The organism is Granulimonas faecalis, from assembly GCF_022834715.1.
In the GTDB taxonomy this organism is placed as follows: domain Bacteria; phylum Actinomycetota; class Coriobacteriia; order Coriobacteriales; family Atopobiaceae; genus Granulimonas; species Granulimonas faecalis.
The window spans coordinates 394502-418047 of the sequence record NZ_BQKC01000001.1 but is presented as its reverse complement, the minus strand read 5'-3'; the positions used below and the strand labels follow the sequence as shown (position 1 = coordinate 418047).

Sequence of the window (23546 nt, the reverse complement as noted above, 5' to 3'; positions counted from 1 at the left end):
GCCCCATCAGGGGGCGGTCCGATTAGGGTTAATCGGACCGCCCCCTATTTGCAGGCAGTTCACCATAGAAGCAAGCTCCTTACGCTGGTGAAGGGTGATGAGGGAATCACAATATGAGAGTGCCTTACCAATCTTCTGTTGCTCCTGGAACAGCGGAGCCATAATAGGCACACTATTTATTATTTTCTTTGAAAGGCTCGGAAGTCCTGTTGATTCGTCTTTTGACTTCCAATTGATTCTATGAAATAAACCCAATACAAAATCTAGGTCCGCTTGACTAGATGGAACTGCATAAAAAAGGGTGTCGACAGTCCAAAACGGAGCTTTAAGCTTGTATGGATGATCAATGGTACCTTTTCGTCCTATACCTACCGCATCCTTTTTGTAGGAAAGGGCTTCGTTAACATAGGCTAGCAACCCTCCCGTCCCGTAGACAGGGATGCCTCCATTTTCGAGGTGCTTGTAGTCTCGCCCACTGTTAATCTCAATCAAATCGCCCAGCTTCCGCTGTTCCCAAGGGTCAGTAAAACCAGGGAAGCGGAGCTCCGGGACCGACTCACCGTCCTTCGGGAACATCTTCTGGAGCAGGCCCCTCTTCATCTCCCGGAGGTGCTCCAACTTACGCCGGTGAAGGGTGATGAGGGAATCACAATATGAGAGTGCCTTACCAATCTTCTGTTGCTCCTGGAACAGCGGAGCCATAATAGGCACACTATTTATTATTTTCTTTGAAAGGCTCGGAAGTCCTGTTGATTCGTCTTTTGACTTCCAATTGATTCTATGAAATAAACCCAATACAAAATCTAGGTCCGCTTGACTAGATGGAACTGCATAAAAAAGGGTGTCGACAGTCCAAAACGGAGCTTTAAGCTTGTATGGATGATCAATGGTACCTTTTCGTCCTATACCTACCGCATCCTTTTTGTAGGAAAGGGCTTCGTTAACATAGGCTAGCAACCCTCCCGTCCCGTAGACAGGGATGCCTCCATTTTCGAGGTGCTTGTAGTCTCGCCCACTGTTAATCTCAATCAAATCGCCCAGCTTCCGCTGTTCCCAAGGGTCAGCGCATTGGGCACTCAAAAACACTCTTCCAAGGCGCCAATTAGGGATAATTTCAACTCAAAGCCATGCCCTCATCAGCGTGAGCCAAGAGAATTGGTGAAGGAGGGTGAGATGACCGAAGCAATTAACGGCAGCACGCTGTTTTGTGACTACTTTGCCCAGTGGGTAAGCGTCTACAAGACGGGCGCAATCCGGGACGTGACCATGCGCAAGTATGAGCTGACCCAAAGCTGGTTGAGAAAGCTCGTACCCGCTCTCAAGCTGTGCGACCTCGACAGAATCGAATACCAGCGGCTGATAAACGGCTATGCAGCAGAACATGAGCGCCAGACCACCATGGATTTCCACCACCAGATAAAAGGCGCGGTCCTTGACGCGGTAGACGAGGGGCTCATCAAGCGCGACCCTACTCGCAAAGTAATAATCAAAGGCAAGCAGCCACGCCCAAAGAAAACGAAGTACCTCAATCAGTTCGAACTCCACGCTATCCTCGAGGATCTGGCGCTGGGCGACTCACCTGACTGGGATTGGATGATTCTTCTGGTTGCCAAAACGGGGCTGCGATTCTCCGAGGCCCTGGGGCTCACGCCCAAAGACTTTGACCTTGCACGCCAGACGCTCACAGTCGATAAAACCTGGGACTACAAAAACGGTGGAGGATTTGTCCCTACAAAGAACGCATCCTCTGTGAGAAAAGTCCAGCTCGACTGGCAGTTAACGATGCAATTCGCTGCCCTACTCAAAGACCTTCCTACAAACAAGCCCATCTTTGTAGAAGGCAAGGTGTACAACTCTACGGCCAACAACGTTCTTGCTCGGCATTGCCGCAGGGTTGGCGTCCCGGTCATCTCCGTTCACGGGCTACGGCATACCCACGCCTCGCTCCTGCTCTATGCAGGCGTCTCCATTGCAAGCGTTTCCAAGCGCCTTGGTCACGCAAGTATGAATACTACCCAAGACACATACCTGCACGTAATACGTGAACTTGAGAACAAGGACGTCGACATAATCATGCGAGCGTTATCAACGCTCATCTAGGACGGCATCGCGAGGCTTTCGCTGATGAGGGAGTAGAGGCCCGGCTGTTAAAAACACATGGCGCAGTGATGTGCGACGACCTTGCGGCATACTTTTATCCGATTGCAATCACCTAGGACGTCAACAGGAGCCCGCATGGACGCATGGATGATTCGCGCAGGCCGCAACGGCGCCTACGCGTCCAACTGGATCGAGAACGGTGTCATCGGTATCGGATGGGACCTGGGAGGCGCCGACATCTCCGCCATGTCCCGCGACCAGATCAGGACGGCCTACGAGTCCCTCCACCCCGAGGAAAGCCGCGCCAAGATCGCCGCGGCGGCCGGCCAGGTGAACCGCTTTGCCCATGCCATGGTCGAGGGCAGCACCGTCGTCATGTACGACCCCCAAACCCGCCTCTATCACATCGGCGAGGTGGCGGGCCCCTGCGAGCCCGTTGCAGGCAACGAGGCCATGACCTACCGGCGCGCCGTTGTGTGGACCCAGGAGGCCCCGCGCGACAGCCTCTCGACGTCCTCAAAAAACTCGCTGGGCTCCATCTCGACGATCTTCTCCATCTCTGACGAGGTCATGGCCGATGTGCTTCGCGCCGCCGCACTACCGCCGGCGGCCGATGAGGAGCCGGCGCCCTCCGACGACGAGGAGGCCCGTGCCGCCACCTACAACGACGGCGTCGAACGCATCAAGGACCGTGTGAACCTCCTCGACTGGGAAGAGATGGAGCAGCTGGTGGCCGGGTTGCTCCGCGCCATGGGCTATTACGCACGCGTGACGCCCAAGGGACCCGACGGCGGGCGCGACCTGATCGCGTCCCCGGATGCCTTGGGCCTTGAGAGCCCGCGCATCATCGCCGAGGTAAAGCACCGCAAGGGGGCCATGGGGGCGCCCGAGGTGCGCTCCTTCATCGGGGGCCTGCGCGCAAGCGACCGCGGGCTCTACGTGAGCACGGGCGGCTTCACCCGGGAGGCCCGCTACGAGGCCGACCGCTCCAACGTGCCCGTGAAGCTTCTCGACCTCGACGAGTTCGTGCGGCTCTATGTGGAGTGCTACGACAGCGCCGACGGCGAGGCCCGCGCCATCCTGCCCCTCGTTCGCATCTGGTGGCCCGCGTAGGGGCGCGGGCGGGTGCGGGAGCTCGCGGACCAAAACATGCACCAACTGGCTGGTTGGTGCATGTTCGGGGGCGCCTCTCTGCACCAAGTAGCCACCTAGTGCAGCCCAGGGCCCACCTCCCCGCCGAAAAGCCGCACCACCCAGCCACCCGGCGCAGCTAGGAGCGCCGCCACCTCCACACCGCCACGGCGCCCGCGCCCGCCGCCAGCAGCACAACCGGCGCCGCACGCACGAACAGCCACTCGAATCCGTGGAGGGCCGTGGCGGCAACGGCGGTCTCCGGATCGGAGAGGTCCCACTCCAAGTATGGGCTCCCCATGGCCACGAGCAACGCAAACGTCGCCACCACGGCCGCGCACACCGCCACGAGCGCCCAGAACAACACGGACCGCTCCATCCGCTGCCGCCGCGCCAGCTGCAGGTTGACCACCTCCAGCTTCTCGGCGATGGCCGCCAGGCCGTCTGGTTCGGCCTCGGGAACCGACTCACCCAGCAGCGTGCTCACCGGCGTGTCCAGCTCCTCCGAGAGCGTCACCAGCATGGACGCGTCCGGCACCGAGAGCCCCTGCTCCCACTTGGACACCGTCTGGCGCACCACGTTGAGCCTGATGGCCAGCTCCTCCTGTGTGAGCCCCTTGGACTTCCTCAGGTTCTTGATCGTCTCGCCGAGCATGGAACCTCCCGTCGCCGCATCCGTCTCCCTCAGATATGCCGGAGGACGGCCGCGCCCGCAAGCAACGCAAACTCACATTCGCGTTGCGCGAGGTAGATGGAAGTAAGCGGTAGGTCTTCATGAAGAGCATCGACGCCAGCTGCCACTACGAGGGGTACGCGACGTACCCGCTGCACGAGCAGTGAGGGGGCACCCGAACCGCCGCGAAGAGGGCACCCCCGCAGCATGTATGCGGGGGCCCTTGTGGCGTTCGCAGACTGCATCAACCCGGCCTCTACAAAAGACGCTTCCGCCGAGCCTGCTTCAGCCAGTTCCTCTTGAACGCACCCACACCACCGAAGAACTTGTTGTAGGTCTCGCCAGCCTCGTTGGCCTCGTATTTCAAAGCGGCAAGCTCGATCGTGCAAAAGTAGTCCGCGGCCTGTGAGAGTCGATACTCGGTCATGGTCGTCTTTCTCCTGATTACGACATTGCTCGAGAGTTCCGACTCTGTTGCGGCATAAATTGCTTCTTTTACAATCTGCTGCCCATTGTCGTAATAAACCTTCACGTCGTCGAACGACTGAAAGAGATCGAGCCTGTCCCGTATAGCACGAGCGATATCCCGCTCCATGCGGCAACGAAGCAGCTCCTCGTCGGCGAACTCGGAGCTTTTATAAACGAAGCAGTCGTATTGAATCGGCAGATGGCGTACAAGCGACGCGAAGCAGACAAGCATCTTCTTCCGTTGTTCGATGCTGAGCGAGGAGTATGCCTTATGGCCGTTCAAGAGCGGCTCGGAGTGAAAGGGTAGATTTGGCAGGTCGGCATCGAGCAGTACCGTCTCGTAGCGAGATATGCCCCCTCTGATGTCATCGGCCTGATTGTGGAACACAAGCGTAAGCAGGTAGTAACGAGCTCTACCTGTCTTATCGCCACTCTCATCGACGAAGATGCTCAGTTCCGCAGCCAGATGTTCTCCCTAGACAAAAAACGCCGGGGGACTACCCCCGGCACTTGGAGGAAGCGCTACCCGCGCCTCCGATAGGCTATTTATACCATGTGGGGCCGCTCCTCACTCCAACAGATGCGATCCCGTCATCCCCCGCTCATCCGTCCCGCCGTCCGCACGCTCACTCCCCCAGCGCGACCTCCTGCTCGCAGCGGCGCACACCGTCCCGGGCACCGCGCAGGGCCTTCCTGTAGTACCAGCCGCCATGGCTCACAGCCGCATCCAGGTAGGTCTCGGCCAGGCGGTAGCACTCGAGGGCCCGCGCGAAGTCGTGCCCGCAGCCGCGGCCCTCCTCGTAACAGTCGCCCAGCCGCAGCGCGATGCTGCCCGAGAGGTAGGCGGCCCCGTGATCGTCCTGCTCCATAGCCCGCTTGTAGCAGCGAAAGGCCTCACCGTCGTCGGGCTCGCACCCCACGCCGTTCTTGTGGCAGTCGCCCAGCTTGTACGAGGCCTCGACCAACCCGGCCTCGGACGCCCACCGGTAGCAGAGGAACGCGCGCTCCTTCAGCGGCATCGGGCCGTCCGGGCCCGTGAAGCAGGTGCCATCCTCCCAGTACGCGCCATCGGCCCGGTCGTAGTAGTACACGTAGCCCAGGTTCATCTGCGCCACGGCGTTGCCCTGTGCCGCGCCGTGCCGGTAGAGGAGCTCGACGGCCTGAAAGAGCCGCCGGCGCTCCGCCGCCCGACTTGGGTCCCTGAGGGCCATAGCCTCGTCGTAGTACCCTCCGCCGTACCAGAGGGCCTCCTCGCCGCAATAGTCGTCGGCGGCGACGTACGGTTTGAGGAGGACGCGGCCCGCGTACGCCCCGCTCTCGTCGAAGACGGGATCTGTCAGCCAGATGCCGGGCAGCACGTCGCCGTTGTCGTACGCGGTCGTCTCCTCCGGGATGACGATGAAGGGGTCGGCGCCGAACCCGCGCCCCTCCTGCGGGGCAGTGCCATCTCCATGCTCAATCAACGAGGCTCACCTCCATGTGCAGCTTCCACCAGTTGCCGAGCTTCTCGCGGTCGAGGAGTTCGCCGCGCACGGTCTTGCCGCCGTCCATGAGGCGGGCGAGGACCTCGTTGCGGTCGGCCGGGACGAAGCCCAGCTTCCTGCCCTCGTGCTCCACGCGGATGGCCCACTCGTCGGCCAGGTTGCCGGGCTCGCGGACGAAGGAGAGCATGGCGTCCTCGGGCATGGACGCCACGAGGTCGTCGATGCCCGGCACGTGGGTCGTGCCGGCGATGCGCATGCTCTCGTAGAGGACGATCTTGGACTCAAAGGGCATGGGTATCGAGAGGGACGCCCCTCCCAAGGTTCCCAGAGAGCCCCCGTGGCTCAGGATCGTCGCAAGGCCGGCGGACGTGCCGGCACCCTCCCCACTCACCGCTTCTCCCCCCTCAGCTCCCTGATGGCCTCCTCATAGGCCTCGGCCACCTTCCTCTGCTCCGCGATGCGTACCTTCAAGTCCCTGCGCACGCGCGCGAGCTCCCTCGGGCTGCCCAGGAGCTCCCGCAGGATGTAGGGATGGCCCGACTTGAGCTCCTCCAGCTGGCCGAGAAGGACGTTGAGCTGCACCTCCGCCATGGCGAGGTCCACGGCGGCGTCCTGCTCGCCCCCGCCGGCGCCCACGGAGCCCAGCGGCTCGTCGAGGTACTCCGTGGCGGTGGCCACAGCCTCAAGGCTCTGGAGGTCGCCGGCCTTGTAGGCTGCCTGCGCGATGGCGAAGAACCGCCGCTCCTCGTCCGACTGCCCCGGGTGGATGTCGGGGTGGAGGCGCTTCACCAGCAGGCGGTGCAGGCGCTTGACCTCGGCCGTCTCCGACGGGGAGAGCTCGCGTGACCCGGTGAGGTACTCGAGCCGCGCCAGCTGGTCGGCCATGCGCCGGGAGAGTTCCTCCTCCCAGGCCTGGAACTCTACGTCCAAGGCCGCGTTCAGCTCCTCGTTGGAGAGGGTCTCCCCGCGGTTGACGGCCGCGCGGAGGAGGGTCGCCTTCCTGCGCAGGCGGCGGGCCTTCAGCTGCCAGGAGTAGAGGTCGTTCTCCAGGTAGCCCACAGCTCCGGCGTACTCGGCCAGGATCTGCGGGTTCACCTGCAGGTGGATCTCGTCGATCTCAAACAGCACCTCGATGATGCGACGTCGCGTGGCCACGAGCTCGTCGAGGATGGACCGTGTTTCTTCCCCCATGGGGACCTCCCCCCGATGTGCGCGGGTACCGGATGCTTCTCTCAACCATAGCTGAAAGTACCATGAATTCTCTGTCCCATAGCGGCAGAGGGAACAGCGCACCGTTCTCGCCTCCTGAACGCGGTTGAGGGCACGCCCCTGCGCTCTACGCCTACGCCAAGGACCCCGAGGTGAGCCCATCGCAGGATGGCCGCCACGGCTTCGAGGACCTGGGCCTCAGCGCCGTCTGGTGCGGACACTACGAGGGCAACGACCGGTCGCAGCACTGCATGGAGAAGTGCGGGTTCGTCTACCACCACACCGCGAGGGACGTCCCCTGTAGGCTCATGGGCGACGTGCGCACCGAGCGGGCCTCGCTCCTCACGAGGGAGCGTTGGCTGGCGGGACGGCGGTAGACACCCCACGGGCGCTTCCCTGGCCGAGCACTTCTCCCGCCACGTCGCATAGCCGCACAGCAAGGGCGCACAGTAGGGGCCTCTCGACGCAAGGGCCCCTTAGCGAACGAGAAGTCGCACACCAAGGGGCCCTTATGCGCCAAAAACCGTGCGCTAAGCCCAACTCGACGCAAACACGCCTTGGCGAATACACAGTAAGGGCCTCTTGAGACAAGGCCCCCTTACTGCGCGGCCTTGGTGTGCGACCTGTCTCGAAGCCCGCATCGAGGTCGGTGGCGCCCGGTATTAGACTGGCATCCTTAACTGTTGCTGAACAACTGCGGGAGGCACTCGAGGCCAAGACCCCCGACGTGCTGCCATTCCGCAGGTCCGTGGAGGCGGTGAATGACCTGCACAACCGGCCGTTCCAGATCCTCTCCGACGGCCGGGCCGTCTACCTCTCGCCGATGGAGGAGTAGCGGGCTGGCCCCCAAGGGTGCGGCCGGCGCCAAGAGGCTGGTTGGGGCAGGTTTGGGGGCGTTTGCCAGCCGCCAGATGCGCCAACTAGCTAGTTGGCGCATGTCTGGAAGCCCTTCTCCGGTCGAAAAGTGCACCAACTAGCCAGTTGGTGCACCTAGAAGCGCCGCCACGGCCCCAGCCCGTCAGCGGCGCCCGTCTCCCCCGTGCAGCCAACACCCGTCCTCGTGCCCCTGCACCACCCCCACCGACTGCAGGTACGCATACACCGTCGTCGGGCCCACGAACGCCATACCGCGGCGCTTGAGGTCGCGGGAGACCCGCTCGGCCAAAGGCGATGTGGTGCGACCGGTCTCGCGCACCGGCACGCCGTCCACCCAACCCCAGAGGTAGCCCGCAAACGAGCCGAACTCCCCTTGGATCGCCTTGAACACCCGCGCGTTCTTGATGGCCGCACGGATCTTGGCCCGGTTGCGCACGATGGCGGGGTCCCCCATGAGGTCTTCCACCTTCTCCTCGTCGTAGGCACAGACCTTCTCCAGGTCAAAGCCGTCGAAGGCCCGGCGGAACCCCTCCCGCTTGTTGAGGATGCACTCCCACGACAGCCCAGCCTGAAAGGCCTCCAGCACCAGCATCTCAAAGAGGTGCCCGTCGTCGTGACTGGGCACGCCCCACTCGTGGTCGTGGTAGGCCATGTAGGCGGGGTTGTCGGGATTGGCCCAGGCGCAGCGACCGCGCCCGTCCTCCCAGAGCGCGCCGTAACCCTCCCCCGCCCGGGCGTGGCACCGCACGCAGCGCGGGCTCGAAGGTTTGAACCCCGTGCAGCCGTCGCCGCAGCCGGTGCGGGCGGCGGGCCGGGACGACGGGTGTGCCATGGGGGCTCCTCTCCACGATGCCGGTGGCGCCTGTATTCGAGTTATACACAAACGTCGGCGCCCGTGGCCACGAGGACCCCGGGCGCCGACGCGCCGGTCGGATATGAGAGAAAGGCCGAGACCCTACACCGCCTTGGACTCCGCCGGAACGGCAGCCCCGTGGAGCGCTGCCTCGTGCTCGTCGATCGCAAGGTCCGCGCCGTCGATGCCGATCATCTCGTCCTCCTCCACGGCACCCACGGCCCGCTCGCCGTCGGGGTCGGGCAGCACCAGGTTGAGCACGATGGCCATGAGCGTGGTGACCACGATGGCCGACCCGCCGAAGATGCTGGTGACCCAGGCGGGGATCCCGGGGCCGGCCAGGGCGCCCGACACCATGGAGATGCCCATGCCGAGCGCGATGGAGGTGCCGGCGATGGTGCCCTTGCGGGCCGAGAGCCCGTCGCGGGTGAGGATGCGGATACCGGTCACGGTGATGGAGCCAAAGACCGTGAGGGTGGCGCCGCCGATCACGGCCATGGGGATGGTGTTGAGCACGGCGGCGAACTTGGGCATGAGGCCGGCCACGATGAGGATGCCGGCGGCGCAGGCGAACACGCGCTTGCTCACCACGCGGGTGCTGGTGGTGATGCCCACGTTCTGGGCGAAGGTGGAGGTGGGCAGGCCGCCAAAGAGCGCTCCCACGGTGGAGGCGAAGCCCTCGCAGAGGATGCCGCCCTTGATCTCCTTGAAGCGGGGCTCGCGGTCCATGGCGCCGCTGGTGGTGGCCGAGAAGTCGCCCATCATCTCAACGGCCGCGATGATGAACATGGAGCCCAGCGACACGATGGCGTCGGGGCGGAACTCGATGCCGAAGGGCAGGAAGCGCGGCAGCGACACCCAGGCGGCCCCGGCGATGCCGCCGAAGTCCACCATGCCGAGCACGAGCGCCACCACATAGCCGGCCAAAAGGCCGAAGAGCAGCGACCCCAGCTTGAGCACGCCCTTGCAGAAGTTGCCGAAGAAGATGCAGAACGCAAGGGTCACCAGGGCAACGATCCAGTTCTGGGCGCTGCCGAAGTCCGCGGCGCCGTTGCCGCCGGCCATGTAGCCCACGGCCACCGAGTACAGTGACAGGCCGATGCAGAACACCACGGTGCCCATGACCACCGGCGGGAAGAGCTTGCGCAGGGGCTTGAGGAAGAGGGCAAAGGCCATGGCCACGAAACCGCCGACAAACTGGGCTCCGATGACGGCGGCGATGCCGTCGGCCGCGCCGATGGAGTTGAGGACGGGGACGAAGGCGAAGGAGGCGCCGGTGATCACCGGCAGGCCGGAGCCCACGCGGCCGAAGAGAGGGTGGGCCTGAAGAAGCGTCACGATGCCCGAGAAGAGCATGGCCGCCTGGATGAGCATGGCGCTGTCCTCGGAGGGCAGCCCGCAGGCGTTGCCCACTATCATGGCCGGGGTGATGATGCCGATGATAGCGGCCATCACATGCTGGAGTGCCAAGGGGACGAAGTACTTGGGAGAAGGCTTGCCTTCTCGCTCGAACAGCGACGCCGGCTCGCCCGCCGATGCGGAGGCCGGGGCTTTCTTTGACGCTTTGAGATCCTGAGCTGGGGTCATAAGATGATCCTCCCTCTCATAACGGTTGTGTGCAGCCGCTAAAACAGTGGTGTTCTCGCCCTTTCCGCCAGCATGACTTTGTGTCTTACTGGCAAACTTTTTTTCTTGTATATCACTAATGTAGACAATGCGCGGCGACGATACATCCTAAATTTTATTGAAGAAAATTTGAATACTATCTGAACGAGTCAACGTTGCCGGAAATGCAGGACCTTAGGCTGCCCATAACCCCATCTACCTCTATATATGTAGCCATCATCCCTTATTTGCAACAATGTGCGGATAGGACGCTATTTTCAGACTCGCGTATACTAGCGTGCACATACCACACCGACGCCTTGAGACTGCCGACTCGGGAGGAACCATGCCGATAGCCCTGAAATCGCCTCGCATCGTCCTGCGGCCTTGGCAGGAGGAGGACGCCCCAGTGCTCTTCTCCCTCGCTAGCGACCCCGCAGTGGGCCCCATCGCCGGGTGGCCGCCGCACACGTCCGTGGCAGACAGCCTCCGCGTCATCCGCGACATCCTCTCAGCGCCCGAAACCTATGCCGTGGTCCTGTCCGAGACCGGCGAGCCCGCAGGCTCCATCGGCCTGCACTTTGGCGACGCCGGGACCGTGCCCCTTTCTGAGGGAGAGGCCGAGCTTGGCTATTGGATCGGCAGGAAGTTCTGGGGCCGGGGCCTCGCTCCCGAGGCGGCCGACATGCTTATCCGCCACGGCTTTGTCGACCTGCGCCTCTCCACGCTGTGGTGCGGCTACTACGACGGCAACGACCGGTCCCGCCGCGTCCAGGAGAAGTGCGGGTTCGTCTTCCACCACACCGAGAAGGACGTTGCCCGCGAGCCCATGGGCGACGTCCGCACGGCGCACATGAGCTGCCTCACCAAAAGGATGTGGGAGAACCAAAAACGTTGAGGCATGGCGCCGCCCGTTCGAAAAAAAAGGGCCCGACGTCGATAAGCGCCGGGCCCTCTCAAAACAAGAAAGCTCCTGGATAGGCACTCCCCGAACGGGGCGGAGTCGGTTGACCTCGAGCATGGCGTTCAGCTCGTCGTAGCCCCTGGAGAGCAAGAAGCCCGTGGGCTCAGCGCCCACAAAGGTGCCGCTCTCACTGATATAGACGATGTAGGGGCTGTCCAGCCCGGAGAGGTGGCAGATGGGCCAGGAACCTCTGTCACGCGACGGGTGGGCCAGGCACCTCTGTCACGCATCCGCGGGCACAGGACCATCTTGCGGCCCGCGGGCACTGGCCGGTGGCTTACGACGTGCGCGGCCACGGGGCGAGCGACAAGCCCGCGGCGTTCTCCATGGCCGACCACGTGGCCGACCTCCTGGGGCTCTGCCGCGCCCTCGGCCTGACGCGGCCCGCACTGGTGGGGTTCTCCATGGGGTCGTACATAACGCTCCGGACGGCCGAGCTGCACCCCCACGCGTTCGGGCGGATCGTCCTCATCGTCCACGGCACGGCCGACAAGGTCGTGGACCTGTCCTACGCCCGCCGGGCCGCCGAGGTCCACGGGTCCCGGGCCACCGGCTCCACGACCCTGGTGGAGCTGGACGGGGCCGGCCACGGGTTCTCGCGGCGCCACGACCGTGAGGCCCTGGGGGCCTTTGCCGCGAGGAGCTAGGCCCTCCCCTCGGCCTCCTAGGGGCGGGCCCTCACGAGCTCGATGGCCTCCTTGGCGACGAGCTCCTCCACATCCATCACGACCACCGCCGTGCGGGCCAGGGACCCCTCGATCTCTGCGGCCACCTTTGCGTCGAGGCCGGGGCAGTACCTGCGGCCCAAGGCCTCGAGCCCCGCCCGCCTCTCGTCGTCGTCCTCGGCGATCCGGGCCTCGCCGAAGGCCATGGCGCTGCGATAGAGGGTGGTGAGCAGCTCGGGCGCCGTCTCGTTGTGGGCCACCACCACAAAGGAGACCCGGGGATTCTCGGCCAGGGCGTCGAGCTTGTGACCCTGGGGCGCGCCGTGGAAGTAGATGCGGCCCCACGGGGCGCCGGGGGCGGGGCAGGCCTCGAAGGCGTAGCTCAGGGGCACGCCGTAGGGGTAGCCGTCGGCGGCGGTGCCGCCCGTGACAAGGACGCCGTACTCGCCGGAGGCCATGATGGAACGGGCCTCGTCGTCGGACAGCCTTTGACGCTTGCGGCGCATGGGAACGCTCATGGGCACACCCTCTCGTCTGCACGCCGGGCCCTCGAACCCATGGTCGCAGGGTCGGCGGAGCGGTCTGTTCCGCGCATTCTACCTAAACGCCGCCGGCCTGGCGCCCGGTCACTTGAGGAGTCGCAGAACCCTGAGGGCCACCACGGCCAGGGCCGCCACGGCCACCGAGAGCACCACCGAGAACACCCACGACCCCGCGAAGGGCAACCCCGCCACGTTCATGCCGTAGAAACCGAATACCCCGGTGGGAATCGACAGGATCAGGGTGAGCACGGTGAGGGTCCGCATGGTCTTGTTGAGGTTGTTGGACATCACGTTGGAGAAGGTGTCGGTGACGCTGTTCAGGATCTGGGTGCAGGTGACGCACATCTCCACGGCCTGGCGCACCTCGATGAGCACGTCGTCCAGGAGCTCGCGGTCGTCGTCGTAGAGCGGGATGGTGCGACCCGTGCCGATACGGTTCACCGTGGCCTCCAGGCCCTGGAGCGACGTGGAGAAGTAGACCAGCGACTTCTCCAGGCCCAGCATGGAGATGAGCTCGTCGTTGTCCATGGTACGCCGCAGGGTGTTCTCGCTGCGGCGGATCTGGCGGTTGATGGAGCGCAGGTCGGCAAGATAGCGCTGGGTCACCTTGAGCAGCACCCTGAGCAGGAGGTTCACCCGCAGGTGCGTCTCGATGCCCATGGAAGCGGCGTGGGTGAGGGCCCCCACGATGTCGTTGGGCCTGAGCGACACCGTGACGAAGTGGTCCTGCTCGGGCAGGAAGATGAAGGAGAGCGGGTGGGTGTCGTACTGCACCCGGCCCGACCCGTCGTCGGTCTCCTCGAAGGGACAGTCCACCACCACGAGGATCTGGCCGGTGTCGTCGTCGTGGTCGATGTGGGAGGTCTCCTCGTCGTCGCAGGCCTCCCGGATGAACTCGTCGACGATGCCCAGGTCGCGGGTGAGAAACGCCAGGTCTTGGTCGCGCGGCTCGAGCACCTCCACCCAGCAGCCCGGCACCAGGCCCGAGACCTCCTCGATCCGGCCTTCCTTGGATTTGTAGAACGAGATCATGGAACGCCCGCCGTCGTGTGCCTCACGGATATGCAGGCTCCTACCCGGACCCCGCGCGCCCCATGCGGGCCTCGCACAGGCGGGCACCCCCGCCGACGGTGCGGCGGGGGCGCCCGGGACAGGACGATGGGGACGGGTTACGCCTGGTGGCGCAGGTCGTAGAAATCCTGGAGCACCGGCGTGGTGGCCTTCAGGGCCTCGGTGTCGGCGTAGAGCATGTGGCCGTTGCTGGACTCGTACCACAGGACCTGCTTGGCCAAGTCGTCAGGCAGGTACATCTTTGCCATGTCGTGGATGACGTTCCAGTAGGGAGTGGCGCCGTCGTGGCGGCCGCCGAGGAAGATCACGTGGCTCGTGGGGTTGCGACGCAGGGCCGTGGCGATGTCGAAGGCCACGTTGGGCATGGGGGCGGTGCCCACGCCGGGCATGTCGTGGTTCCAGTTCCAGGCCTCGTTGACCTCGATGTTCAGGCCGCAGTAGTTGGGGTAGCCGGCAAAGCCCATGTCGCGCAGCAGCTTCTGGTAGACCTCGTTGTAGACCACCTGGATGGCATCGTAGGAGGGGTCCTCCATCTGGAAGAAGCCAAGGTCGCCCTGAACCGGTTGATAGACCTGCTCGGTGAAGCGGGTATCGTAGCGGCCGTGGGACAGGCCCTTGTCCTGGGCAAAGTGGGCACGGAATTCATAGAGCTCGATGCGCAGCTTGCGAGCCATGATGAAGTCCACCGGCAGCCCGATGAACTCGCTCATCTTCTCGGCGATCTCCTGCATCTTGTCCTGCGGCAGGTTGCCGGCGATGGTGAGTGCGTTGATGTAGGTGGTATTCACGAAGTCCATGGCCTGGGCAAACCAGTCCTCAGGAGAGACGCCCTGACCGGTGACGCCGGCGGACTGGGCGGTGGCGGCCATGACCGGGAACATGCCGGCGTAGTAGTCGTCGTTGCCCGGAAGCATCACGGCGTAGTCGAGGATGGAGGACTGCTCCACCACGCCGTCGACGCCCACGCCCCGCTCGCCGAGCAGGCGGTAGACCACGGCGGCGCGGGTGGTGCCGTAGGACTCGCCGTAGAGATAGTGCGGACGGTCCCAGGCGTTGTGCTCGTTCAGCCACGCGATGACGGTGCGGGCCATGGCGTCGCCGTCGCCGTCCACGCCCCAGACCTTCTTGGGGTCGTAGCCGGCGGCCACATGGGAGTAGCCGGTGCCGGGGGCGTCGATGAAGACGAGGTCGGAGACCTGCAGCAGCGTGTAGGGGTTGTCCTCCACCGGGCAGGTGTTGGGCAGGTGCCTGGTGCCGTCGGTGGGCACGCGCACGGGACCCATGCCGCCGATGCACACCATGGACGACGAGCCGCCGGGGCCGCCGTTCCAGAGGAAGGTCACCGGGCGGTCGGACTTGTCAACGTCGTCGGAGACGTAGGACAGGCAGAACTGGTGGCACATGGCCTTCCCCTTGTCGTCGAAGATGTCCACCATCTCCGCGGTGCCGGTGTAGTCGATGGTCTTGCCGTCCTCGCCGTGCCAGGTGTAGTGCTTGGAAGCCTTCTCGGGCACCTTCTCGGCGCCCTCGTCCGCGGGCTTCTCGGCCGCAGTGACGTCTGCCATGGTCCTCCTCCTTCCGACGGCACCAAGCCGTCGTCGCATGATGTTGGGACGGTTTATTCCCGCAAGGGGCGCGATCCGGGGCCGGTGGCCCATCTCGACAGCATTTACATTGATGTCCATTGATTTAAGGTTCGCCGTGGGGCGGAGGGCCGTGGTCTAGGTGCGGACAAGATGCGAGCGGACGGGGCCGTCGGGGACCACCTCCCAGCGCACGGTGGATACGGCGTCGAGCAGCGCCGCGTCGTGGGAGACCGTCACCGCGGCCCCGGGAAAGACTCCCAACAGGCCCTGAAGCGCCTCGATGGAGGCCACGTCCAGATGGTTGGTGGGCTCGTCCAGCACCAGAAGCGCCGGATTGTCCAAAAGGCCGAGCGCAAGCATGAGCTTGCGGGTCTCGCCAGGGCTGGCGTCTGCGCCGGAGAGCAGACGCTCGGGGCGGGAGTTGAGCCGCGCCACGAGAGACAGGGCGGCCCCGGCCTCCCCAGGGCCGAGCGACCTCAGCCGATCAAGGGCCTCCGCACGCACAGAGCCGTCAACGTCCTGCGGCACATAGAGGCAGCTCCCGACGCTGCGCACCCCTTCCATCAGCCGACGCACCAACACGCTCTTGCCCGCGCCGTTGGGCCCCGAGACACCCACCCGGTCGCCGGGCCCCACCCAGAGCTCGGGCACTGTCAGCGAGAAGTCCCCCGCGCGCACCTCTCCCGCAGGTACATGGGCCACCGTCGCCGTGCGGGCGCGATGGCCAAAGCCCTGCAGCCCTCCTTCGTAGCGCTTGGCCACCCGGGCGCCCGCCAAGTCGCCCCTAGCCCTTTTCAGGCGCCTGTCCATGGTTGCGCTGGCACGCCCTGCCACACCGTCCTTGCCCGTGAGAATCGCAAGCCCGATCCGGCCCTTGGCGTCGCGGTCGCCCGGATCCACCGACGCACGGCTCATCCGGGCCGATGACGATGCCGCCACCTGCGCGCGCCGTCGCGCCTCCGCCTCGAGCCGCGCCACCTCCCCTTTCGCGCGGGCCCGGGCGCGCTCGGCCGCGACTCGCTCCAAGCGCTCCTGGCCCGACGCAGCCGTGTAGCCGCCCGGGCGCATGACCCATCGCCCGTCGGAGCACACGAGGCACTGAGAGGCAAGGGCGTCGAGCAGACGGCGGTCGTGGGAGATGAGGATGCCAACGCCTTTAAAGACGGCGAGCGTTCGAGCGAGCGCCTCGCGAGAGGGAAGATCGAGGTCGTTGGTAGGCTCGTCCATCACTAGGACGTCGGGGCGCCTCCACAGGGCACAGGCCACCTGCAGCCGCTTTCGCTGTCCGCCGGAAAGCTCCTCCCAGCGCCAGCCCCAGGCGTCGTCTGCGTCCAGAAGGCGCCGTACCTCGACGGCCGCCTCGCCCCAGTCGCAGCAGAACTCCTCCAGACCCGCAGGGCGCATCGAGGAGTCCTGCGGACAAAAGGCCGACGAAAGCCCGCGCGTGCAAGAGCCATCGCTGGGTGCGACAAGTCCGGCAGCAACAGCGGCAAGCGTCGTCTTGCCGCAGCCGTTGTCGCCTAAAAGGCCGGTCCACCCCGCAGGAAAGACGGCCGAGACATCGTTGAGCGCCGGCGCCGGCGCATCTGGATAGGTATAGGACACATGGGAAAGCTCAAGTTGCACGACGGTCTCCTCAACAGGGAGGCCGCCCGGCGCAAGGCGCAACGGCAAAGAAAGTTTATAGGAGAGCAGCGCGACACCCAGCGGCCAGGCGGCCGTTTGACAGCAAATTGTGGAGTGCCCCTAGTGGGCGTCGCTACAGCTTCAAGAACCTTGCCTTTCTCGGGGCCCCGCTTGCCAAAGGCCGGGCCGAACACAGCGGATCCATGATAGCACGGCAAAGACAAGGTACCCGGTTGTTTTGTCACGGCCCTGCGCCTGAAAGCGTCTGAGGGTGCCCTCAGACGCTTTCAGGCGCAGAAGAGAGATGGGAGAGGGGGATGCCGGCCGGATCGGAAGGTTCAACCCTTGACGATTATGGCCCTCCGCGCGAGAATGACTCTTCAGAGACTATTGAGGCGAAAGGACCCCCCCATGGCCCCCTTCGACAATCCTTTTGGCAACGCTTCCAGCCAAAACGGCATGCACTCGGTCATCGGCAGCGACGGCTCTTTCCGGACCGTCACGAGCACCGGCAACATGGCATTCTCGTCGGACGGCACCACCTATACCCGATGCGGCAACACCGTGTTCTCGTCCAAGGGGACGGTGCTCACCGAGACCCCTTCGGGCATCGCAAGCTCAGACGGCACGTTCTTCTCGCGCATCGGAAACACGCTGTTCGGGTCTGACGGGAGCTTCTACACGAGCTTCTAGGCGGGCATCCGGAGGAGCTGCCGGCATAGTTCTTGCTGCTGTTGATATAGATGCCGCCGCCCTCGTGCTCGGTTGCAGTATTGCCCGCTGCAAAGCCCGTCGCCGTGACTGCAGCCTATAAGCAAGCGCAAACCACGCGATTATCGTCTGCCACGGAGCAGACGCATCCCTAAAATATGCGGCCTCAAAGCGGTTTTTACAGGTAGGCCAAAAGAGCTGCCACGACAATGAGGGCGATGAGAGCGAGGCACAGGGTGTTGGCCACCCAGGGGCGCAAAGAGCGCAGCCAAGCGTCGATGGCGGGATAGAAGACCCAGAGATACAAGATGGCCATAACGCCGATGACGAGGTCGTTCACGAGCCAGCCCTGACCCAGGATGTTGAGAGGCAGCTGCGAGTTGTCCCAGTAGGGGTAGGTGCCGGCGGCGTCGGGCTGGTTGATGATGAGGCCGATGACGGTCTCAAGCACGGCCGACACGGCCACGGTGCAGGCAAACGTCTCGAGCACGGCGCCCCACGTGGTCTTTCGCTTGGTGATGACGTCCTCACGGAAGGGCTCGATGACCAAGGTCATGGCCACGGCGCCGATGCCGTAGACCCAGTAAGGGGTGAACCACGGTTCAACCCACACGGCATAGTCGTCGGCCACGATGCCGAACTGGTCCATAAAGGTGCAATAAGGGATCTCGAGCCAATGGCCCACCCAGCAAAAGACGCAGAAGACCACGAACAGGGTGCGCCACCACTCCACCGTGAGCACGTGGTAGCGGCCCTCTTGGTCCTTTGTGAAGAACTTCATGAACATGCGCTTGAATGACGCCATGGGTCTCTCCCCCTCCTGCAGACGACGCGGCGTCGCCCAGGATCGGCTGAGAGGGCGCCCGTACAGATAGGTTCCCCGCCGCGGCGACTCCCATGCGCACGGCACGGGAGCGTCACGGATGAATGCGACGAACGCCCGGAGCAGGGGCAGGGCCTTTACCTAGGCCCCGAGCACGACATGCGCCTGAAAGCGGATAGGGGCGCCCTCAACCGCTTTCAGGCGCGGGAGAGGGGCGCGGGGTAGCGATGGGCCGGGGTGCGGGCGGCTGGCGTCGAGGCACGGGGCGGGACAGGTGACAGCGCCCCCGTCACCCCAGGGCCACGTCCAGCACCATCATCAGGGTGAAGCCCACAGAAAACAGCAGCGTGCCCAAATTGGAGTGGCCCTCCCCCATGGCCGTCTCGGGGATGAGCTCCTCCACCACCACGTACACCATGGCGCCGGCCGCAAAGCCCAGGAGGTAGGGCAGCACCGGAGTCACGAGCTCGGCCAAAGCGATGGTGGCGAGGGCCGCCACAGGCTCCACCACGCCAGAGAAGACGCCCCAGCCAAAGGCCTTGGGACGGCTCACGCCGTCGCTGCGCAGGGGCATGGAGACGATGGCGCCCTCGGGAAAGTTCTGGATGGCGATGCCGGCCGAGAGGGCCAGCATGCCGCCGGTAGTGATGTCCGCCCCGCCCATGAGCCAGCCGGCGCAGAGGGCGCCCACAGCCATGCCCTCGGGGATGTTGTGGATGATCACGGCCAGGGCCAGCTTGGCCGACTTGGGCAGCGAGCTCTGGGGCCCCTCGTCCTCGCCGTCGGCGTGCTCGTGGGGCACCACGTGGTCGAGCAGGAGCAGGAAGCCCACGCCGGCCCAGAACCCCACGAGCGCCGGGACGAAGGCGAACTTGCCCATGGCCTCCGACTGGTCCATGGCGGGGATGATGAGGCTCCAGATGGAAGCGGCCACCATAACGCCGGCGGCAAACCCGGTGAGGGCGCGGCGCAAAAGCGGGCTCATGGTGCCGGTCATAAAGAACATGCAGGCAGAACCGGCTACGGTACCGGCGAGGGGCAAAAGCAGGGCAAGGGCGAGATCCACGAGGACTTCTTTCTCGGATGGAGGAGGCAGGTCCATGGGAGCATACCCAGACTGGCGGCCGGCATCGGGCTCGCGGGCGTGACAAACCAACCTGGTACCTTGTCTGCCCTTGTCTGCGCCGGGGCGCCCGCCCTTTTCAGAAGGGGCGCAGCGCCAAGTCGGCAACGCTATCATGGTCTGTGCAGACCGGACGCACAGAGAGAGGCCTTCAGACCTATGGTTTCAAGGATCTACGTAGAGAAAAAGCCCGGGTTCGACATCGAGGCGCAGTCCCTTGCCCAAGAGCTGCGCGACATCGTGGGCATAGCGGGCCTCACCGGCCTGCGCCTGTTCAACCGCTACGACGTGGAGGGCGTGGACGAGGCGACGTTCGCCGCCTGCGTGCCCACGGTCTTTTCGGAGCCGCAATCGGACAATGTCACAGACAAGCTGCCCCCCTCGGGCGGGGCCGCTGTGTTTGCCGTGGAGTACCTGCCCGGCCAGTTCGACCAGCGGGCGGAGTCGGCCAGCGAGTGCGTGCAGCTCATCAGCCAGAAAGAGCGGCCGCTCGTGCGCTCGGCCACCGTGTACGCGCTCGAAGGGGAGCTCTCGCCCGAGGACGTGGAGCGCGTGAAGGCCTACGTGGTGAACCCCGTGGAGGCGCGCCTTGCCGGGTTGGACAAGCCTGGCACGCTGGCCCAGGACTTCCCGGCCCCAAAAGAAGTGGAGGTTCTTGACGGCTTTCGCACCTGGGACGACGCACAGCTGGCAGAGTTTATCGCCGAGCGCGGCCTGGCCATGGACGCAGACGACGCGCGCTTCTGCCGCGAGTATTTCTCGGGCGAGAGGCGCGACCCCACCATCACCGAGATCCGGGTCATCGACACCTACTGGTCCGACCACTGCCGCCACACCACCTTCGGCACCGAGCTCGACTCCGTGACCATCGAGGACAGCCGTGTGCAGAGGGCGTTCGACCGCTACCTGAAGTGCCGCCACAGCCTGGGCCGCGACGCCAAGCCCGTCTGCCTCATGGACATGGGCACCATCGGCGCCCGCGCCCTCAAGGCGCAGGGCGTGCTCACGGGTCTCGACGAATCCGACGAGATCAACGCCTGCACCGTCAAGGTGAGGGTGGACGTGGACGGCGAGGAGCAGGACTGGCTCTACCTCTTCAAGAACGAGACCCACAACCACCCCACCGAGATCGAGCCCTTCGGCGGCGCGGCCACCTGCATCGGCGGCGCCATCCGCGACCCGCTCTCCGGGCGCTCCTACGTCTACCAGGCCATGCGCGTCACCGGCGCGGCCGACCCCACGGTGCCTGTGGCGGACACCCTGCCCGGCAAGCTCCCCCAGCGCAAGCTCGTGACCACCGCGGCGGGGGGCTACTCCTCCTACGGCAACCAGATCGGCCTGGCCACCGGCCAGGTGGCCGAGCTCTACCACCCCGGCTACGCCGCCAAGCGCATGGAGATCGGCGCCGTGGTGGGCGCCGCACCGGCCGCCAACGTGCGCCGCGAGGAGCCCACCCCCGGCGACGTGGTGGTGCTGCTCGGCGGCCGCACGGGCCGCGACGGCATCGGCGGGGCCACGGGCTCGTCGAAGTCGCACACCGCCACCTCCATCGAGACCTGCGGCGCCGAGGTGCAGAAGGGCAACGCCCCCGTGGAGCGCAAGCTCCAGCGCCTGTTCCGCAACGCCGAGGCCTGCCGGATGATCAAGCGCTGCAACGACTTCGGCGCCGGCGGCGTGTCGGTGGCCGTGGGCGAGCTCGCCGACGGCCTGGCCATCGACCTCGACGCCGTGCCCAAGAAGTACGAGGGGTTGGACGGCACCGAGCTCGCCATCTCCGAGAGCCAGGAGCGCATGGCCGTGGCCCTGGCGCCCGAGGACGTGGACGCCTTCATCGAGCTGGCCCGCGGCGAGAACCTCGAGGCCACGCCCATCGCCACCGTGACGGCCGAGCCGCGGGTCACCATGGCCTGGCGCGGCGACACCGTGGTGGACCTCTCGCGCGAGTTCCTCGCCTCCAACGGCGCGCCCAAGCATCAGGACGCGCTGGTGGAAGCGCCCAAGGCGTGGGACGTGCCGGCGGCCTGGGCAGACGACGCGCTGCCTTTGGCCGAGCGTCTGACGGCCGTTGTCTCCGACCTCAACGTAGCCTCCAACAAGGGCCTCTCCGAGCGGTTTGACTCCACCATCGGCGCCGCCACCGTTTTGATGCCCCACGGCGGCTCGCGCCAGCTCACGCCGCCGAGCGCCATGGTGGCAAAGCTGCCCGTGGACGGCGAGACCACCACGTGCTCGGGCATGGCCTGGGGCTTCAACCCCTACCTCTCTGCGGCCGACCAGTATTCCGGTGCCTACCTGGCCGTGGTGGAGAGCGTGGCGCGCCTTGTAGCGGCCGGCTTCCACCGCGAGGACGCCTACCTCACGTTCCAGGAGTACTTCGAGCGCCTGCGCGACGAACCCGCCCGCTGGGGCAAGCCCGTGGCCTCGGTGCTCGGCGCCTTGGACGCCCAGTTGGACCTCGGGGTGGGCGCCATCGGCGGCAAGGACTCCATGAGCGGCTCCTTTGACGAGCTGGACGTGCCCCCCACCCTGGTGTCGTTTGCCACGGCCGTGGGTCCCGTGGACCGCGTGACCTCCCCCGAGTTCAAGGGGGCCGGCCACCGGCTGCTGGGCATCGTGCCGCGCTACCGCGACGACGCCCCCCTCGTGCCCGAGGCCGGCGCCGAGAAGTGCGCCATGGCCCTTGTGGAAAAGCTCGTGGGAAGCGGGGCCGCGCTCTCCGTGGCCACGCCCGGCTACGGCGCCACGGCCGAGACCCTGTTCAAGATGAGCCTGGGCAACGGCCTGGGCATCGAGCTCGACCCCACCTTCGTGGCGAGCCACGGCGCAGAGGCGCTCTTCTCGCCCGCCTACGGCTCCTTCATCGTGGAGCTGGCCGACGGTGCCGAGGTACCGGACGCCCCCGACTGCCTTGCCGTGGGCCTGCTCGGCACGACGCTGGACGAGTACGTGCTGCGCGCCGGCGACGAGTGCGTGGACCTGGCGGCCGTGCAGGAGGCCTGGGAGCGTCCGCTGGAGGGCGTGTTCCCCTACCGCACGGCACCCGAGGAGGCCGCCGGCCTGCCCGAGGTGCCCCAGGCCACCTGGACGGGCGGCGTGGGCGCCACCTACCACGGACCGTCGCTGATCGGCGCCGACGCCGGCAGGCCCCGGGTGGTCATTCCGGTGTTCCCGGGCAACAACTGCGAGTTTGACAGCGCGCGGGCCTTCCGGCGCGCCGGCGCCGTGGCCGAGACCCTCGTGGTCAACAACCTGACGCCGGACGCCGTGGCCGAGAGCTGCGCCGCCCTGGCCGACGCCATCGACCGCAGCCAGATCGTCATGATCCCCGGCGGCTTCTCCGGCGGCGACGAGCCCGACGGCTCCGCCAAGTTCATCACGGCATTCTTCCGCTCGCCGGCGGTCACCGAGGCCGTGCGGCGCCTCCTGCAGGACCGCGACGGCCTCATGCTGGGCATCTGCAACGGCTTCCAGGCTTTGGTGAAGCTGGGCCTCGTGCCCTTTGGCGACATCCGGCCCATGGACAAGGACTGCCCCACCCTCACGTTCAACGGCATCGGCCGGCACCAGAGCCGCCTTGTGCGCACGCGCGTGTGCTCCGACCTGTCGCCGTGGCTCTCGAAGTGCGAGGTGGGAGACGTGCACACGGTGGCCGTCAGCCACGGCGAGGGCCGCTTTGTGGCGCCCGACGCCGTGCTCGCCTCCATGGTGGAGAGCGGTCAGGTGTGCACTCAGTACGTGGACGACAACGGGCGGCCGTCCATGGACCTCTCGGTGAACCCCAACGGCTCGCTCCTGGCCATCGAGGGCATCTGCAGCCCCGACGGCCGCGTGATGGGCAAGATGGGCCACACGGAGCGCTCCGGCAGCGGGCTGTACAAGAACGTGGGCGGCAACCTGTTCCAGCCGCTCATCGAAGGCGGCGTGGCCTACTTCGCGTAGGGGGCGCCCCCCTGTCCCACCACCCGGACACTTTTGTCCCAATGGTCGGGCACTTTTGTCCCACCACCCGGAACTCTCGGTGTCGCACGGCCTGGAC

The 23546-nt window shown here is 65.5% G+C and carries 20 protein-coding genes and 1 pseudogene; 7 read left to right on the top strand and 14 right to left on the bottom strand.

From position 1 onward, the window contains the following. Positions 1–6: 6 nt before the first annotated feature. Entirely contained in the window at positions 7–1086 is a 1080-nt protein-coding gene (locus OR600_RS01905) for a restriction endonuclease subunit S (protein ID WP_265590553.1), read from the bottom strand. Positions 1087–1173: 87 nt separating this feature from the next. Here OR600_RS01905 and OR600_RS01900 point away from each other — a divergent pair, with 87 nt between their 5' ends. Further along, entirely contained in the window at positions 1174–2100 is a 927-nt protein-coding gene (locus OR600_RS01900; protein ID WP_135978126.1) for a site-specific integrase, read from the top strand. A 135-nt stretch (positions 2101–2235) separates the two neighbouring features. Next, complete coding sequence (locus OR600_RS01895; RefSeq protein WP_251164347.1) at positions 2236–3213, top strand: restriction endonuclease; 978 nt, start codon at positions 2236–2238, stop codon at positions 3211–3213. Positions 3214–3370: 157 nt separating this feature from the next. On the opposite strand, the gene OR600_RS01890 is transcribed toward OR600_RS01895, so the two are convergent. The 5 genes from OR600_RS01890 to OR600_RS01870 all read right to left on the bottom strand — a co-directional run bounded on the left by OR600_RS01890 (position 3371) and on the right by OR600_RS01870 (position 7047). Continuing rightward, on the bottom strand, positions 3371–3886 hold the full coding sequence (locus OR600_RS01890) for a helix-turn-helix domain-containing protein (protein ID WP_265590552.1): 516 nt from the start codon (positions 3884–3886) through the stop codon (positions 3371–3373). Positions 3887–4160: 274 nt separating this feature from the next. After that, positions 4161–4604: a hypothetical protein gene (locus tag OR600_RS01885; protein ID WP_265590551.1), complete on the bottom strand. Its 444-nt coding sequence runs from the start codon at positions 4602–4604 to the stop codon at positions 4161–4163. A 394-nt stretch (positions 4605–4998) separates the two neighbouring features. Beyond that, positions 4999–5835, bottom strand: a complete 837-nt coding sequence (locus tag OR600_RS01880) for a tetratricopeptide repeat protein (RefSeq protein WP_204407222.1) — start codon at positions 5833–5835, stop codon at positions 4999–5001. Beyond that, positions 5828–6247 carry an HIRAN domain-containing protein gene (locus OR600_RS01875; protein WP_204407223.1) on the bottom strand — a complete coding sequence of 140 codons (420 nt, stop codon included), beginning with the start codon at positions 6245–6247 and terminating at the stop codon, positions 5828–5830. Before OR600_RS01875 ends, OR600_RS01880 begins: the two co-directional genes overlap by 8 nt. Beyond that, complete coding sequence (locus tag OR600_RS01870; RefSeq protein WP_204407224.1) at positions 6244–7047, bottom strand: hypothetical protein; 804 nt, start codon at positions 7045–7047, stop codon at positions 6244–6246. Before OR600_RS01870 ends, OR600_RS01875 begins: the two co-directional genes overlap by 4 nt. Positions 7048–7217: 170 nt before the next feature. Here OR600_RS01870 and OR600_RS01865 point away from each other — a divergent pair, with 170 nt between their 5' ends. After that, on the top strand, positions 7218–7442 hold the full coding sequence (locus OR600_RS01865) for a GNAT family N-acetyltransferase (protein ID WP_135978132.1): 225 nt from the start codon (positions 7218–7220) through the stop codon (positions 7440–7442). Between the two features lie 641 nt (positions 7443–8083). Here the strand turns inward: OR600_RS01865 and OR600_RS01860 are convergent. Continuing rightward, positions 8084–8773, bottom strand: a complete 690-nt coding sequence (locus OR600_RS01860; RefSeq protein WP_265590550.1) for a DNA-3-methyladenine glycosylase I — start codon at positions 8771–8773, stop codon at positions 8084–8086. Between the two features lie 123 nt (positions 8774–8896). Beyond that, entirely contained in the window at positions 8897–10381 is a 1485-nt protein-coding gene (locus OR600_RS01855) for a uracil-xanthine permease family protein (RefSeq protein ID WP_135978134.1), read from the bottom strand. A 364-nt stretch (positions 10382–10745) separates the two neighbouring features. Between OR600_RS01855 and OR600_RS01850 the strand changes: the two genes are divergently transcribed. Next, a complete protein-coding gene (locus OR600_RS01850; protein ID WP_251164344.1) occupies positions 10746–11297 on the top strand; it encodes a GNAT family N-acetyltransferase in 552 nt (183 codons plus the stop codon). Between the two features lie 269 nt (positions 11298–11566). Next, positions 11567–12010 (top strand): annotated as a pseudogene (locus tag OR600_RS01845) (alpha/beta fold hydrolase); the annotation flags it as partial. Positions 12011–12027: 17 nt separating this feature from the next. Here OR600_RS01845 and OR600_RS01840 read toward each other — a convergent pair. The 4 genes from OR600_RS01840 to OR600_RS01825 form a co-directional block, all read right to left on the bottom strand. Then, entirely contained in the window at positions 12028–12546 is a 519-nt protein-coding gene (locus OR600_RS01840) for a pyridoxamine 5'-phosphate oxidase family protein (protein ID WP_204406840.1), read from the bottom strand. 108 nt (positions 12547–12654) lie between these two features. After that, positions 12655–13602, bottom strand: coding sequence for a magnesium transporter CorA family protein (locus tag OR600_RS01835; protein ID WP_204406841.1), 948 nt, complete (start codon positions 13600–13602; stop codon positions 12655–12657). Positions 13603–13739: 137 nt separating this feature from the next. After that, positions 13740–15206 carry a S10 family peptidase gene (locus OR600_RS01830; RefSeq protein WP_265590549.1) on the bottom strand — a complete coding sequence of 489 codons (1467 nt, stop codon included), beginning with the start codon at positions 15204–15206 and terminating at the stop codon, positions 13740–13742. A 156-nt stretch (positions 15207–15362) separates the two neighbouring features. Next, positions 15363–16832 (bottom strand): ATP-binding cassette domain-containing protein, encoded by a 1470-nt coding sequence (locus OR600_RS01825; RefSeq protein WP_265591058.1) that lies wholly within the window; start codon positions 16830–16832, stop codon positions 15363–15365. A gap of 432 nt (positions 16833–17264) precedes the next feature. On the opposite strand from OR600_RS01825, the gene OR600_RS01820 reads away from it, so the two are divergent. Then, positions 17265–17546 (top strand): hypothetical protein, encoded by a 282-nt coding sequence (locus tag OR600_RS01820; RefSeq protein WP_265590548.1) that lies wholly within the window; start codon positions 17265–17267, stop codon positions 17544–17546. A 196-nt stretch (positions 17547–17742) separates the two neighbouring features. Here the strand turns inward: OR600_RS01820 and OR600_RS01815 are convergent, their stop codons facing one another. Continuing rightward, positions 17743–18369: a putative ABC transporter permease gene (locus OR600_RS01815; RefSeq protein ID WP_135978142.1), complete on the bottom strand. Its 627-nt coding sequence runs from the start codon at positions 18367–18369 to the stop codon at positions 17743–17745. A 307-nt stretch (positions 18370–18676) separates the two neighbouring features. Further along, positions 18677–19453, bottom strand: a complete 777-nt coding sequence (locus tag OR600_RS01810; RefSeq protein ID WP_265590547.1) for a ZIP family metal transporter — start codon at positions 19451–19453, stop codon at positions 18677–18679. Between the two features lie 216 nt (positions 19454–19669). On the opposite strand from OR600_RS01810, the gene OR600_RS01805 reads away from it, so the two are divergent. Then, positions 19670–23449: a phosphoribosylformylglycinamidine synthase gene (locus tag OR600_RS01805; protein ID WP_265590546.1), complete on the top strand. Its 3780-nt coding sequence runs from the start codon at positions 19670–19672 to the stop codon at positions 23447–23449. The last annotated feature ends 97 nt before the right edge of the window (positions 23450–23546 follow it).

Bases quoted from the DNA above. Each gene is read 5' to 3' on its own strand.
- OR600_RS01900 (WP_135978126.1), top strand. From the start codon at position 1,174: ATGACCGAAGCAATTAACGGCAGCACGCTGTTTTGTGACTACTTTGCC.
- OR600_RS01895 (WP_251164347.1), top strand. From the start codon at position 2,236: ATGGACGCATGGATGATTCGCGCAGGCCGCAACGGCGCCTACGCGTCC.
- OR600_RS01890 (WP_265590552.1), bottom strand. From the start codon at position 3,886: ATGCTCGGCGAGACGATCAAGAACCTGAGGAAGTCCAAGGGGCTCACA.
- OR600_RS01885 (WP_265590551.1), bottom strand. From the start codon at position 4,604: ATGCTTGTCTGCTTCGCGTCGCTTGTACGCCATCTGCCGATTCAATAC.
- OR600_RS01870 (WP_204407224.1), bottom strand. From the start codon at position 7,047: ATGGGGGAAGAAACACGGTCCATCCTCGACGAGCTCGTGGCCACGCGA.
- OR600_RS01860 (WP_265590550.1), bottom strand. From the start codon at position 8,773: ATGGCACACCCGTCGTCCCGGCCCGCCGCCCGCACCGGCTGCGGCGAC.
- OR600_RS01855 (WP_135978134.1), bottom strand. From the start codon at position 10,381: ATGACCCCAGCTCAGGATCTCAAAGCGTCAAAGAAAGCCCCGGCCTCC.
- OR600_RS01850 (WP_251164344.1), top strand. From the start codon at position 10,746: ATGCCGATAGCCCTGAAATCGCCTCGCATCGTCCTGCGGCCTTGGCAG.
- OR600_RS01840 (WP_204406840.1), bottom strand. From the start codon at position 12,546: ATGAGCGTTCCCATGCGCCGCAAGCGTCAAAGGCTGTCCGACGACGAG.
- OR600_RS01835 (WP_204406841.1), bottom strand. From the start codon at position 13,602: ATGATCTCGTTCTACAAATCCAAGGAAGGCCGGATCGAGGAGGTCTCG.
- OR600_RS01830 (WP_265590549.1), bottom strand. From the start codon at position 15,206: ATGGCAGACGTCACTGCGGCCGAGAAGCCCGCGGACGAGGGCGCCGAG.
- OR600_RS01820 (WP_265590548.1), top strand. From the start codon at position 17,265: ATGGCCCCCTTCGACAATCCTTTTGGCAACGCTTCCAGCCAAAACGGC.
- OR600_RS01815 (WP_135978142.1), bottom strand. From the start codon at position 18,369: ATGGCGTCATTCAAGCGCATGTTCATGAAGTTCTTCACAAAGGACCAA.
- OR600_RS01805 (WP_265590546.1), top strand. From the start codon at position 19,670: ATGGTTTCAAGGATCTACGTAGAGAAAAAGCCCGGGTTCGACATCGAG.